Origin of the sequence: Aeromicrobium yanjiei (assembly GCF_009649075.1) — a bacterium.
Taxonomy (GTDB): domain Bacteria; phylum Actinomycetota; class Actinomycetes; order Propionibacteriales; family Nocardioidaceae; genus Aeromicrobium; species Aeromicrobium yanjiei.
Genome location: NZ_CP045737.1, coordinates 1,669,311 through 1,682,332, shown reverse-complemented (window position 1 = coordinate 1,682,332; position 13,022 = coordinate 1,669,311). Strand labels below are relative to the sequence as shown.

General features: G+C 67.8%; 12 protein-coding genes and 1 riboswitch. Of the genes, 1 reads left to right on the top strand and 11 read right to left on the bottom strand.

The genetic code is table 11. The annotated features are described in order from the left end of the window. Positions 1-35: 35 nt before the first annotated feature. Positions 36-902 (top strand): class II glutamine amidotransferase, encoded by an 867-nt coding sequence (locus GEV26_RS08340; RefSeq protein ID WP_153652636.1) that lies wholly within the window; start codon positions 36-38, stop codon positions 900-902. 19 nt (positions 903-921) lie between these two features. On the opposite strand, the gene GEV26_RS08335 is transcribed toward GEV26_RS08340, so the two are convergent. The 11 genes from GEV26_RS08335 to GEV26_RS08285 all read right to left on the bottom strand — a co-directional run bounded on the left by GEV26_RS08335 (position 922) and on the right by GEV26_RS08285 (position 13,015). Next, a complete protein-coding gene (locus tag GEV26_RS08335) occupies positions 922-1,692 on the bottom strand; it encodes a M23 family metallopeptidase (RefSeq protein ID WP_208431044.1) in 771 nt (256 codons plus the stop codon). A 296-nt stretch (positions 1,693-1,988) separates the two neighbouring features. After that, on the bottom strand, positions 1,989-2,414 hold the full coding sequence (locus tag GEV26_RS08330; protein WP_153652635.1) for a hypothetical protein: 426 nt from the start codon (positions 2,412-2,414) through the stop codon (positions 1,989-1,991). A 90-nt stretch (positions 2,415-2,504) separates the two neighbouring features. Further along, positions 2,505-3,395, bottom strand: a complete 891-nt coding sequence (locus GEV26_RS08325; RefSeq protein WP_153652634.1) for an NAD-dependent epimerase/dehydratase family protein — start codon at positions 3,393-3,395, stop codon at positions 2,505-2,507. Between the two features lie 41 nt (positions 3,396-3,436). After that, positions 3,437-4,621 (bottom strand): HNH endonuclease signature motif containing protein, encoded by a 1,185-nt coding sequence (locus GEV26_RS08320; RefSeq protein ID WP_153652633.1) that lies wholly within the window; start codon positions 4,619-4,621, stop codon positions 3,437-3,439. An 89-nt stretch (positions 4,622-4,710) separates the two neighbouring features. Then, positions 4,711-5,697 (bottom strand): ribonucleotide-diphosphate reductase subunit beta, encoded by a 987-nt coding sequence (locus GEV26_RS08315; protein WP_153655021.1) that lies wholly within the window; start codon positions 5,695-5,697, stop codon positions 4,711-4,713. Beyond that, on the bottom strand, positions 5,694-8,219 hold the full coding sequence (locus GEV26_RS08310) for a ribonucleoside-diphosphate reductase subunit alpha (protein ID WP_153652632.1): 2,526 nt from the start codon (positions 8,217-8,219) through the stop codon (positions 5,694-5,696). Before GEV26_RS08310 ends, GEV26_RS08315 begins: the two co-directional genes overlap by 4 nt. A 122-nt stretch (positions 8,220-8,341) precedes the next feature. After that, a riboswitch (cobalamin riboswitch) is annotated at positions 8,342-8,572 on the bottom strand. 22 nt (positions 8,573-8,594) lie between these two features. Next, entirely contained in the window at positions 8,595-8,885 is a 291-nt protein-coding gene (locus GEV26_RS08305; protein ID WP_153652631.1) for a DUF3817 domain-containing protein, read from the bottom strand. Beyond that, positions 8,882-9,334: a hypothetical protein gene (locus tag GEV26_RS08300; RefSeq protein WP_153652630.1), complete on the bottom strand. Its 453-nt coding sequence runs from the start codon at positions 9,332-9,334 to the stop codon at positions 8,882-8,884. Before GEV26_RS08300 ends, GEV26_RS08305 begins: the two co-directional genes overlap by 4 nt. Before the next feature lie 21 nt (positions 9,335-9,355). Next, positions 9,356-9,775, bottom strand: a complete 420-nt coding sequence (locus GEV26_RS08295) for a MarR family winged helix-turn-helix transcriptional regulator (RefSeq protein ID WP_153652629.1) — start codon at positions 9,773-9,775, stop codon at positions 9,356-9,358. Between the two features lie 40 nt (positions 9,776-9,815). Further along, positions 9,816-10,736: an NHL repeat-containing protein gene (locus tag GEV26_RS08290; RefSeq protein ID WP_153652628.1), complete on the bottom strand. Its 921-nt coding sequence runs from the start codon at positions 10,734-10,736 to the stop codon at positions 9,816-9,818. Positions 10,737-10,807: 71 nt separating this feature from the next. Further along, positions 10,808-13,015 (bottom strand): cytochrome P450, encoded by a 2,208-nt coding sequence (locus GEV26_RS08285; RefSeq protein WP_208431043.1) that lies wholly within the window; start codon positions 13,013-13,015, stop codon positions 10,808-10,810. Positions 13,016-13,022 lie beyond the last annotated feature (7 nt).

Here is a 13,022-nt window from a genome sequence, read left to right as displayed (position 1 = left end):
CTTCGAGTGGCGGCCCTGGATGACAGGAGCACACGATGTGTCGTTGGCTGGCGTACTCGGGTAGCCCGATCCTGCTCGAGGAGCTGCTCTACCGACCATCACCGTCCCTGATCGACCAGAGCCTGCACGCGCAGATGGGGGCCGAGGCGACCAACGGCGACGGCTTCGGCGTCGGTTGGTACGGCTTGGACACCACCATGCGCGACATGCCGGACACGCGCGGTCCGGACGTCCCGGTCCTGTTCCGCGGCGTCGAACCCGCATGGAACGACCAGAACCTGCGCGAGCTCGCCCGATCGACCTCGTCCGGCCTGTTCTTCGCCCACCTGCGCGCGAGCACCGGTTCGCCCGTGCAGCAGACGAACTGTCACCCGTTCCGGCACGACCGGTGGCTGTGGATGCACAACGGCCTGATCCGGGACTTCGCGCTGCTGAAGCGCGACCTCGCCCTCGCGGTGGACCCGGCGCTCTACCCGTCCATCGAGGGATCGACCGACTCCGAGGTCATGTTCCACCTGGCCCTGACGTTCGGGCTCACGGACGATCCGGTGGCGGCCGTCGAACGGATGGTCGGCTTCGTCGAGGCGACCGGGCGCCGGCACGGGGTCGAGCACCCGGTGCAGATGACCGTGGCGACGTCGGACGGCGAGCGCCTGTGGTCGTTCCGCTACTCCAGCGAGCACCAGAGCCGGACGCTGTACGTCAGCGCCGCCATCTCCACGCTCCGCAACCTGTATCCGGACAACCCCGCGTTCGTGGGTCTGTCGGACGAGACCCGCGTCGTCGTGTCCGAGCCGGTGGGCAGCTTCGCCGGCGCCTGGCAGCCGTTCCCCGAGTCGAGCTACGGCATCGTCCAGCCCGGCGACGACGTGATCGGCGACTTCCGTCCACGTGAGCCGTGAGCGCGCGGCCGACGACAGGTCATGGAGTGAGGCCGTGCTGGCGCATGACCGTCTCGGGGTTCACCGGCGAGCCACCGGACGGCCTGACCTCCAGGTGAAGGTGCGGACCGGTCACGTTGCCGGTCGAGCCTGAGTATCCGATCACCTCTCCCGGCGAGACCTTGTCGCCGACGTTCACCACGATCCTGCTCTGATGGCAGTACCAGACCTCAGTGCCGTCGGCCAGCTTGATGACCGTCCGATTGCCGTAGGCGCCCGAGTAGCCTGCCGACGTGACCGTGCCCGAGGCCATCGCCACGAGCTTGGACCCCGACGGACCTGCGAAGTCGAGGCCGGTGTGTGCGCCACTCGACCACAGCGAGCTCTGCTGGCCGAACCGGGCGGTCAGGGTGTAGCCCTTGACGGGCATGACCCATCCGTTGCGACGCTTCTTCACCAGCTTGGCCTGACGAATCTTCTCCAGCTTCGCCCGACGCTCCTTCTTCTTCACGAGCTCGGCAGCCCGGGCCGCGATGACCCGGTCGTTCTTGGTCACGGCAGCCTCACGCTGCTGGACCAGCTCGGCGGTCTCCCGCTCGATCGGAGGGCGGTCGTAGCTGCGACTCACGTCGACCTCACCGGCGTCCTCCGCGCGGTCGTCGTCTGCGCCGCCGCTCGTCGATGTCGGGTATCCCTGGCTGACCAGGGTGTGTCCCGCGGCGCTGGCCTCAGTCGTCGCGAACGAACCCAGGCCTGCGGCTACGAGGGCGACGACGCCCAGCATCGCGGGTGAGAGCTTGCTGGTTGCCACGATCCGGCGCCAACGGCTCGGCGTGCGGGTGGTCTTCTTGGTCGTCTCGTCGGGCTGTTGGGTGATTGCGTTCCAGATGATCGGGTAACTCCACTACGTCGGTTCACGCTTACCCATTCGACGGTAATCCGACGTTTCAAGGGTTCGCGGTTCCCCTCAGCGGCAAAATTCGCTGTCATTCGTGGTTTTCATCACGATGAAGGCGTCTGCGCCGCGGGATCGAGCCGCGGCGCGCACATGATCACCATCACGCCGTGAAACTGCTCGAGACGCCCCTGCGCCCCGAACGACGCTCGTCAGCCGGCGGCGTTGGGCTCCGCGCCGAGCACCAGCAGCACCAGCTTGTCGCCCTTTTCCTTGACCTTGAGGGCGTACTCGGTGCCCTGAACATTGACTTCGAAGGTCCCGTCGCCCGAACGGTAGGCGCGGTAGGCGGCCTCGCCGTCCTTGTGGGTCAGGGGCAGACCGTACGTGTCCCTGGCCTCGGTGACGAAGGCATCCACCCGCTTGTCGGAGTCGACCAGCACGGTGTCGGTCGAGCACACGAACGAGACCACGGCTGCTGCGAACGCGACCGCCAGCACGGCACCTGCGGCCCGCGACTGACCCTTCCTGAACAGGTGCAGGGCGGCCGCGACGCCGATCACGATCAGTGCCAGTGCCGCACCTACCAGCACGGCTGACAGATCCTCGTGACCGCCGGCGGTGAACACGTTCTCCATGGGTGTGGAACCTCTCGATGTGGTGGATGTCCGTCGTCGACGTTATCCGGTGCGATGAAGCACGACACGACGCGGTCCCCCACTTGGTGGTCAGGTCCCGGCGAGCACGTCCCGCCACGAGTACCGCGGCTCGAAGCCCAGGAGGTCGCGGGCCTTGTCGATCGCGTAGAACGTCTCGTCCGGCCCCATCTCGCGTCGCACCGGCACCCCGTCGTAGAAGCGGTCGCGTATCTCGTCCGTCGTCGCAGCCACGGACATGTCCGCGTTGGCGACATTGAAGACCTCGTAGCCCAGCCCGTCAGTCTCCAGGCACCGCTGCACCATCTGCCCGAGGTCGCGAGCGTCGATGTAGGCGAACACGTTGCGGCGTCGAAGCGACGGGTCCTCGAGGAATGCCGGAAAGATCTCGGCGTACTCGTGCGGCTCGATGACGTTGTTGATCCGCAGGCCGTAGACGTCCGTCCCGGTGCGCGCCTGGAACGATCGCGCCGCGACCTCCCCCGCGACCTTCGACATCGCGTAGGCGTCCTCCGGCACCGTGGGGTGCTCCTCGTCGATGGGTACGTAGAGCGGACGGCGCTCGCCCTGGGCGAAGCAGATCCCGTACGTCGTCTCCGATGAGGCGAACACGATCTTGTTCACTCCCAGCCGGGTCGCCGCCTCGAGCACGTTGTAGGTGCTGAGGACGTTCGTCTCGTAGGTCGCGGCGTCCGACGTCAGCGCGATCCGGGGTACCGCCGCGAAGTGCACGACCGCGTCGTACGTGGGCTTCTCGGGCAGATCCAGCTCCTCGAGCGTCGCGAGCCCCGCGAGCGCCGAGTAGACCTCCCCGGCATCGGTGAGGTCGACACGCAGGTCGGCGACCCCCGGCTGACCCAGAGGAACAAGATCGATGTTGGTGACCTGATGGCCCTGCTCGACGAGATGGGCGACGACGTGCCTGCCGGCCTTGCCGCTGCCGCCGGTGAAGAAGATGCGCATGCCCCCACTACTACCCCGTGGCGGATCCCCGACGCTGCGCGTCAGGCGGCGACGTACTCCATGACGAAGTCGGTCGCGGGTGGGTAGATCTCGATGACGATCGGCTCGGGTGGCGGTTTCGGTGGGCTGGTCGACCAGTGGAGCAGGCCGTGGCCCTTGAGGTTGTGATGTCTTCGACACAGCGGTCCCATGTTGTCGCCGGTCGTCGGACCAACCGGGTGGGGTATCCGGTGGTCGAGATCGCACCGCTCCGACGGCACCCTGCAGCCGGGTGCCTGGCAGACGCCGTGGAGGAACTGCAGCGCCAGAGCGAGCGAGTCCGGTGCGAAACGGCCCACGTATTCGTGGGCCAGGACGTCGTCGGTGACCGGGTCGACGACGATGCGGTGCCAGAAGGTGCTCCCGCTCGCAATCACCTCGGCGAGCCAGGATGCGGGCACAGCCCAGTCGCCGTCGGTGGACTCCGCGAACCCCGGTGTCGCACCGGCAAGGACGTCCGCTCCGACGGTCACGGCGATGTTCGCGTCCACAGCTGAGGTGACGGCCTCGGAGTCAATGCACCAAGCAGCCAGCAGGTCGGCTTCGCGCTGAGCGACCGTGCGGTCGTCGTCGGGCTCTACCGACGTGCGCGCTTCCTTGCGAAGGCGCGCTTCGATGGCCGCGGCCTGGTGAGAAGGCAGGTAGGCGTTCAGCCAGGACATCGAGTCGTCACCATGAGTGACCGTCACGCGCCGATCGGCGCGCTCGGTCTCGGCCCGTTCGACGGCCAGATCAGCCTCGACCCGCTGGACGAACCGCCGCAACCACTGATGCAGCTCAGCCGCGGTGTGGCTGGTCGCGTAGCCGATCACCCGACTCTCGAGTCGGGCGATGGACTCGTCGCGGTGCAGCTTCTCGATCGTCGCGCTGATGTCACGCACTCGGTTGAAGTCGATCAGCCCGTCGACAAAGGAGGCCCACACGAGCGGTGTCTTCTCCCGCACCCGGTCAGCCACTGACAGCCGCAGGTGGATCTGCGCCTCCGACATCCCGGTCGCCTCACCAATCGTCAACGCGATCGCCGACCGCTCGATCTTGCGCCGCAGAGACGACTCGATCAGCGCAGTGCGAGCCATCTCCGCGTCGCGATAGTCGACCATCCGGCCGATCGCGTACGCCTCGGCTCGGGCCTGCCACCGCACGACATCGGACAGATCTTCTGTCGTCAGAGCTGTCGTGGTAGCCATACCTCAAACCTAGACGTGACCACCGACACCCCATCTGACGCGACTGAGCCAGCCGGGTCGATGGTCCGGCCGCACTCGCCCCTCACGACTCAGCCCTGCTTCGCATTCACCTCGTACGAGGTGTTGGTCGACTCGAAGAAGTTGACGAGCTGCAGCGTGTCGTTGGCCGTGGCCATCCACTTGGCCGGGTTGGCGACGTTGTAGTGCGGACCGAAGCCCAGCTCCTCGAGGCGCCGGTCGGCGAGGTAGCGGACGTACTGGTTGATGTAGTCGGCGTTGAGCCCGAGGATGCCGCTGGGCAGGAGATCGCGGTTGTACGCCTCCTCCATGTCGACGGCGTCGAGGATCATCTGCTGGATCTCGGCGGCGAACTCCTCGGTCGCGACGTCCGGGTTCTCGTCCAGCACCGTGAGGATCAGGTTGATGCCGAACTTCAGGTGCAGGCTCTCGTCCCGCACGATCCAGTCGACGAGCGAGCCGAAGTTGCGCAGCAGGTTCCGCTGCCGGAAGCTCAGCGCGACCATGAAGCCGGAGTAGAACCAGATGCCCTCCAAGATGACGTTGTACGCCACGAGGTTGCGGACGAAGTCCTGCTTGCCCTCGGTCGTCGTGATGTCGAGTGTCTGCTCGGTCATCCGCTTGATGTAGCGGACCTCGAACTCCTCCTTGGCCGCCATCGAGGGCACCGTGACGTGGGAGTCGTACGCGGCCTCACGGTCGATCGGGAACGTCTCCAGGACGTACTCGAAGCTCATGCAGTGGTTGGCCTCCTCCCACATCTGCTTGGCGAGATAGAGGTGGCACTCGGCCGCGTTGACGTACGGGTAGACGCCGAACGCCAGCGCCTTGTTGACGAGCAGCTCGTTGGGGTTGAAGTAGCTCATCAGGAACGTCAGCGCGTGACATTCCTCATCGCTCATGCGCTCGAAGTCGGCCAGGTCCTCACCGAGCTGGATCTCGTTGGGAAACCAGGTGTTGGCGACGGCCTGGTCGTACAGGTCCATGGCCCACTGGTAGGTGACGGGCTTGAGCAGCAGGCCCTCCTCGATGCCAGTGCCCAGGATGCCGCGGCTCACTGGCACGACTCGCAGTTCAGTCGCTCCTGCGGGTCTACAGGGCAGGCGGCACCGTCGACGACGTCCACCTGCTCGAGCTCGACGACCTCTGGAGGGACGACGGCGGGAGCGGGGGCGGTGGCGACAGCGGTGCCGACCGCGCCGAAGCCCCTTCGGGCCGCTCCCCCGGCCGGCGTCGAGGCCGCAGCCTTGTTGACCTTGACGGTGCTCTGCTCGGCGGTGTGCCGCGGCATCATGTGCAGGTAGTACGTCGTCTTGACGCCCATGCGCCACGCCGCGGCGTAGAGCTCGACCATCTCGCCGACGTCACGGCTCTGCAGGTAGATGTTGCGGCTGATGGCCTGGTCGATCCACTTCTGCGCGCGGGCGGCGACGTTGACGAACGCGTACGGCGAGAGCTGGAAGCTCGTGCGGTAGATCTCCTGCAGCTCGGCCGGCACCCCGTCGACCTTCGACAGGTCGCCCTGGTGCCGCAGCAGGTCCTCACGGACGCTCTCCCACAGGCCTAGCGCCCGCAGGTCGTCGACCAGGTTCCGGTTGACCTCCAAGAACTTGCCCGAGCTGGTGGCCCGGCTGAAGATCTGGCTGAACTGTGGGTCGAGGCCCGGCGTCGTCCCGGCTACCAGCCCGATGGACGCGGTCGGCGCGATCGCCATCAGGGTGGAGTTGCGGATGCCCGCCTGGACCTTGCCACGCAGAGCGTCCCAGTCGAGGCGCGTGGTGCGGTCGACGTCGACCCGCACGCCGCGGTCGGCCTCCAGCAGGTCGAGGGAGTCGATCGGCACCATGCCCTGGCTCCAGCGCGATCCCTCGAAGTTCGGGTAGGCGCCGCGCTCGCGGCCCAGGTCGGCCGACGCGTCGATCGCGTGCCAGCTGATGAACTCCATCACCTGGTCGATCAGCTCGTACGACTGCTCGGACTCGTAGGAGTAGCCGAAGCGCTCGACGACGTCCGTGAAGCCCATGACGCCGAGGCCGAGGGCGCGGTTGAGCTCGTTGGAGTGCTCCGACTCGGGCACCGACGAGATCGTGATGTCGATGAGGTTGTCGAGCTGACGGACGGCCAGGCGGGTCGACTCTGCCAGCCGCTTCCAGTCGACGCGGGCCTGCTGGCGGCGCCCGGTGACGTGACGGGACAGGTTGATCGAGGCGAGGTTGCAGACGGCGACGTTGTCGCGGTCCTGCGGCAGCGTGATCTCGGTGCACAGGTTGGACAGGTGGATCGTGCCGGTGTTGTGGTTCAGCGCCCGCGTGTTGATGGTGTCCTTCCACGTCAGCCACGGGTGCGAGCTGGCCTGCAGCGAGACCATAATCGCGCGAAACTGCTCACGGGCGCGCATCTTCTTGTGCCGCAGCTGTCCCGCGTCGGCCATCGCGGCGTACTCGGCGTAGCGGGCCGAGAAGGCCGCGCCGTACAGCTCGACGAGGTCGGGAACGTCGAGCGGGTCGAACAGGTACCAGTCCTGGTCGTCCTGCACGCGCTTCATGAAGTCGTCGCTGATCCACACCGCGGTGTTGGCGGTGCGGGTGCGTCGGTACGGGTCGCCGGAGTTGGCACGCAGGTCGAGAAACTGGGCGAAGTCGAGGTGCCAGTTCTCCATGTAGAAGCACAACGCGCCGAACTTCTTGCCCCCGCGGCTGATGGCGCGCAGCGTCGAGTCGATCGTGTGCATGAACGGGATGGGACCGGTCGAGGCGGTGTTGTTGCTGCGGATGGGCGATCCCTCGGCCCGCAGCTTGCTGACCGACATGCCGATGCCACCGGTGCCCTTGGTCAGCCACATGACGTCGCGGACGCTCTTGGCGATGTGCTCGATGTCGTCCTCCATCTGCATCACGAAGCAGTTGGAGAGCTGGCTGTACGCCGTCCCGGCGTTGACCAGCGTCGAGCCGGCCGCCAGGTACTCGAGGCGCGACATCTTGTCGTAGAACCCGACGGCAGCAGAGGTCGGATCGTCCTCGTTGAGCGACAGGCCCATCGCGACCCGCATCCAGAAGAACTGCGGCACCTCCAGCGGCGTCCCGTCGGGCTCGCAGATCATGTAGCGGGTACGCATGGTCTGCGCGCCGATGTAGCGGACGAGGTCGTCGCGGTCGGGGTCGAGCGCGGCGCCCAGCACCTCGAGGTCGAACAGCTCGGCCAGGCGTGGGTCGAGCAGCTGCAGCTCGACGCCCCTCAGGACTGAGGCGACGAACGCCGGGCCGTGGAAGGCGTAGACCTCGTCGCGGGTGACGCCCTCGCCGAAGACCTTCTTGTAGAGGGTCTTGACCAGCAGCCGTGAGGCGATCGTGTCGAAGGCCGGGTCGTCCTTGACGTTCTGCAGGGCGACCTGCACGACGGCTTCGTCGAGCTCTTCGCTCGTGATGCCGTCGAACAGCGTGATCTCGAGCTCGGACTGCAGCTGCGTGACGCGGGCGACCTGGTCGTCGAGCCCGGCGCTCGCCTCCTCGATGGACCTGGCGATCTCGTAGCCGTCGTACGGTGCGCGCGTTCCGTCGCGCTTGATGACAGTGATGGTCATGCGGTTCACCCCTCGTGAACTGGTGCGTGGACGCAATCCGAGCTCAGGGGTGACGGAGACGGGACGACACAGCGACCCAGATCCCCTGACCTTCCCACGAGGTCGCGGACCCACACCGTCGTCTGGACGGTGCGGCACTGGCAGGTCTTCGGACTCATGGGCCAGGAGGTGCCGGAGCACCGCCGCCTACTGTTCGTCGCTTCCCAGGCCACAGAGTTGTCTGGAGGGCCAAGTGCTTGATGACGAAGGTCGTTCCCACTTACCGCTGCGGGGCAGTCCCGGATTCACACCGGGTTCCCTGTTGCCACGACTCCCCTGGCTGAGGAGCCGAACCAGCTGCGTCGACCACTCTATCTGGAAACAACAGTCTTGTAACTACCCAGATGTGGTGTTCTCCGACGGGACCGCCTGTGCCTCTCGCCACACCTGGCGCATCGTGAGGGGACCACTCAGCAACGGGATCAGCGCGAGAACGCGCGTCCTGGTGCCGAGGCCACGTCCGAGCAGGGCGGTGACGGCCACTGCGAGGTACAGGGCGCCGTGGATCGGCCCGAGCGCGCTCGTGACCGCCCGGTCGTGCACCGTCACCGCGTTCCCGAGCAGGACCACGACACTGATCAGCTCGAGGACCGACAGGACGCTCAGCGTCCGCAGCAGCGGTCTCACACCTGCACCGATCCGGGTCGCACGATCATGAGCACGACCACCGCGACCCACAGCAGGTTGAAGACGCCGGCCATCATGCTGAGCCGCCGCAGCTGGGAGCCGTCATCAGGACGATCGAGGGCGGAGGACTGTGCCGGGACGACCTGCAGCGCGAGCAGGCCTCCCGCGACAGCAGTCAGCACCATCGCCACCACGACCCACACCTCGGTCGTCCGGCCCTGAACCATGGCCAGGACAAGTCCGACGACCGGCACGATGAGCGCCATCGCGGCGTAGCTGCGGGTGATGCGGTGCAGCACGCGCGCCGTGCCCGCGTCCCTGATCGCGGGGCGACCCGCCGGAGCATCGGCCGTGGGGGCATACCGCGGAAAGAGACTGGCCGCGACGGCCACAGGGCCGACGAAGAGGATGCCCGCCACCACGTGCACGGACAGCAAGAACGATTCCATAACCTTCAGCCTACCTGAAGGTTATGGACGTGCGGCGAACACCTCCGCCATGTGCGCCCGCAAGGCGTCGACCAGACCGGGGTGCTGATCGGCGAACCGGCCGTCGATGTCGTCGACGACCTTCGCTGCCTGCGCCAGCAGCGCCTCGCCCTCAGCGGTCACCCGCAGGGCCGACGCGGACCCGGCGTGGGCGGTGTCGTCGTCGACGAGACCGTTCTGCACGAACCCCGCCACGGCCGTGTGGACGCTCTGCACCGTGATCCGGGACCGGCGCGCGAGCTCGCTGAACGAGATGCCCGGCGTGCCGCGAATGTGTCCGAGAAGGCCGTACTTGCGGCTCGTGAGTCCCAACGCCTTGAGCTCGTCGGCAAGCGCAGCGTCCCACACCCGCGCCACCGTCAGGAGTGCGATGGTCGGGCTGAACGGCGGCGGCTCGGACATGTTCGAAGACTAGTCGCCGCCTCACCACGCCGAGCGTGGGTCAACCTGTTCCGCCGGCACCTGTCCTTCGAGGCGAGAGGCGCACGACGCGACCTCCGATGAACCACTCGGTGAGCACCCAGGAGCGATCCGTCGGGTCGACTGCGACGCCGTGGGGGCTGTTGAGCGCTCCGGGACGCACGTCGGGCCGGACCATGGCTCCGTCGGCCATCGCGTTGGGCCAACCGGGACGCTCGGGCTCCGCGGGCTGTTCGGCGACCCGGTCGACGACCGCGCCGTCGCGGTCGAGCACCACCAGGTCACCCCACAGCTCGGTGACCAGCAGCAGGTCGTCGTCGATCGCGAGCCCCGATGGGCTCCAGACCTGGTCGGCGGCGAGCACCCTGCGGGTGCGTCCGTCGAGCCCCAGCTCGACGAGTCGCTGGTTGGCCCGGTCCGCCACGACAAGGACCGGCTCAGGGCCGCGCTGGTCCACGACGATGCCGTGCGGACAGTCGAAGGCCGTGCCGGAGTCGGCTCCGTCGACGGTCATCAGCCAGGACCCGTCCGGGGCGTAGGCGTGGACCAGGGAAGCGCCGTATCCGTCGGCGACCCAGATCCGTCCGTCCTCGCCCTCGACCGCGAGGGCCGTCGGGCTCCAGCCCGTGTGCGCGTACGCCGGGTGGGCAGGTGCGTGAAGCTCGTGGACGACGTCTCCGTCGGGAGTCACGGCAACGAGTCGCCCCTGCACCCGGTGGTCGACGTACGCCGGGCTGGCCGGGACGTACTTGTGGCCGTGGTCGACGAGCCAGAAGACGTCGCGGCCGTCGATGACGTCGCGCACGATGCCGTGCAGGTCCGTGGTGGGTGTCGCCACCCGGCGCAGCTCCGCGCCGTCACGATCGAGGAAGACCATCGCGTCCCCCTCGGGTGAAGCCACGACCACCTCGCCGCTGTCGGTCACCGCGATCCCGGAGTGCATCCACGCAGGGCTCGAGGTGCCCCGAGGGAACAGCTCAGTCCATTCACGTTCCCCGGCGCCGATGGAGACCTTCACAGGTCCAGGACCAGTCGTGGCGAGCAGGAGCGGGAGACGCAGACCATCATGCAGTCGTTGCGCCGCTGCTCCGCCGGCGTCAGGACGGAGTCGCGGTGGTCCGGCACGCCGTCCAGCACCTGCGTCTCGCAGGTCCCGCACGTCCCTTCACCGCACGAGGTCAGCACGACGACGCCCGCGTCGTCCAGCACCTCCACGACGCTGCGGTCCGTGGGGACGCTGAGCACTCGTCCGGACCGTGACAGCTCGACCTCGAACGGTTCGTCCAGCGCGGGAGCACCCACGGGCTTGGCAGCGAACCGCTCCAGGTGCAGGGCGTTCTCCGGCCACGCCCGGCAGCGCTCCTCGACGGCGTCCAGCAACGGGGAGGGCCCACACACGTACACGAGGGTGTCGGCGCGCGGTTCACCCAGCAGCGAGTCCAGATCGATGTGGCCACGCTCGTCCTGGGGCCACAGGACGACCCGGTCGCCGTACGCAGCGAGCTCGTCCAGGAAGGCCATGGTCGCCCGGGTCCGCCCGCCGTACACGAGTGTCCAGTCCGCGCCCGCGGCCTCGGCCTGGGCGACCATCGGCAGGATGGGCGTGATGCCGATGCCGCCGGCGATGAAGACGTACTGCGGCGACTCCTCGAGCGCGAAGTGGTTGCGCGGCCCGCGGACCTCCACCCGGCTGCCGTCACGCAGACTGGTGTGCACGAACGTCGAGCCTCCGCGCCCGTCGGGCTCGTGGAGGATCCCGACGCGGTAGCAGGAGCGATCGGCCGGATCCCCGCTGAGCGAGTACTGCCGCACCAGGCCGTCCCCGAGGACGAGGTCGACGTGCGCGCCGGGTTGCCATGGCGGCAGGTCCGAGCCGTCCCTCGACGTCAGGGTCAGGGCCACCACCTGGTCGGAGACCTCGACCCGCTCCTCGACCACCATCGGCAGGGAGGTCGGAGCGTGCCGATGATCCGCGCTCGGCACGGACGACTGCGCCGCGGAGGCGTGCGCCGGGTCGAACTCGATGTCGAGATGGTCGAGCACCGCCATGTTGGGCGTGGACGGGTAGCGCTCGACCCGGCCGGAGATGCGGTACTCCCCCAGGCGGGGCAGCACCTCCTCCAGCGCGACTCGCGCTTCCAGCCGTGCGAGCGGGTTGCCCAGGCATCCGTGCAGGCCCTCGCCGAAGCCGAGGTGGCGGACGTTGGGTCGCAGTGCGTCGAACTCGCCCGCGCGCTCGTACTGCCGCGGGTCGTGGTTGGCGGCGCCGATCACCATCGCCACGCGGTCACCGGCCGGGATGGTCACGCCGTGCAGCTCGACGTCGCGGGTCGCGGTCCGCACCGTCAGCTGCAACGGCGTCCGGAACCGGAGCCCTTCCTCGACCGCGTTGCGGATCAGGCTCGGGTCCTCGCGCAGGGCGCGTTGCTGGTCGGGGCGCGCAGCGAGCTCCTGGAACAGTGTCGACAGCAAGCCCGCGGTGGTCTCGATGCCGGCGAGGTACAGGCCGAACACCAGTCCGACGATCTCTGAGGCCTGCTCGATCTCCGGCTCGGCGAGCGGGATCCCGTTGATCTCCGCCTGCACGACGTGGGTCAGCAGGTCGTTCCTCGGATGGACGCGGCGTTGCATGAGCAGGTCGGCGATGTACTCGCGTGAGCTGACGGTGGAGTGGATGGCCAACGGCGTGAGTGTGTCGTCGTCCGGGACCCGGTCCTTCAAACCGTGGGACCAGGTGATGAGCTGTTCACGGTCGTCTCCGTCGGGCAGACCGAGGAAGTCGAAGAACACCTCGTAGGGCAGTGGCCACGACAGCTCCTGAGCCAGATCGGCCGTCCCGCGATGGGCGAAGCCGTCAACCGTCCGGCGGGTGATGCGCCGGACGGCGTCCTCGAGCCGGGCGATGCTGCGCGGCATGAACAGTCGCTGGACCACGTTGCGGATCTCGTCGTGGCGTGGGTTGTCCAGGTTGGGGATGTTGCCCTCGCCGCCCTGGTCGTTCGTCGCGTCGAGGTCGATGCCCGGATGGTTCTTGAACGTCTCCGGATCCAGCAGCGCGGCGCGGACGTCGTCGTACCGCGACAGTGCCCAGAAGCCCCACTTCTCGCTGCGGTAGACGGGGGCGTCCTCCCGCAGGCGTTCGTAGACCGGGAACGGGTCTTCCTGGAACGCGACACTGAACGGGTCGTAGACGACGCTCGAGACGTCCTGCTGCGTGGTCACCGGTCGT

Excerpts from the sequence above, each read along its gene's own strand:
- GEV26_RS08340 (WP_153652636.1), top strand. The coding sequence starts at position 36 with ATGTGTCGTTGGCTGGCGTACTCGGGTAGCCCGATCCTGCTCGAGGAG.
- GEV26_RS08330 (WP_153652635.1), bottom strand. The coding sequence starts at position 2,414 with ATGGAGAACGTGTTCACCGCCGGCGGTCACGAGGATCTGTCAGCCGTG.
- GEV26_RS08325 (WP_153652634.1), bottom strand. The coding sequence starts at position 3,395 with ATGCGCATCTTCTTCACCGGCGGCAGCGGCAAGGCCGGCAGGCACGTC.
- GEV26_RS08320 (WP_153652633.1), bottom strand. The coding sequence starts at position 4,621 with ATGGCTACCACGACAGCTCTGACGACAGAAGATCTGTCCGATGTCGTG.
- GEV26_RS08310 (WP_153652632.1), bottom strand. The coding sequence starts at position 8,219 with ATGACCATCACTGTCATCAAGCGCGACGGAACGCGCGCACCGTACGAC.
- GEV26_RS08300 (WP_153652630.1), bottom strand. The coding sequence starts at position 9,334 with ATGGAATCGTTCTTGCTGTCCGTGCACGTGGTGGCGGGCATCCTCTTC.
- GEV26_RS08295 (WP_153652629.1), bottom strand. The coding sequence starts at position 9,775 with ATGTCCGAGCCGCCGCCGTTCAGCCCGACCATCGCACTCCTGACGGTG.
- GEV26_RS08290 (WP_153652628.1), bottom strand. The coding sequence starts at position 10,736 with ATGCACTCCGGGATCGCGGTGACCGACAGCGGCGAGGTGGTCGTGGCT.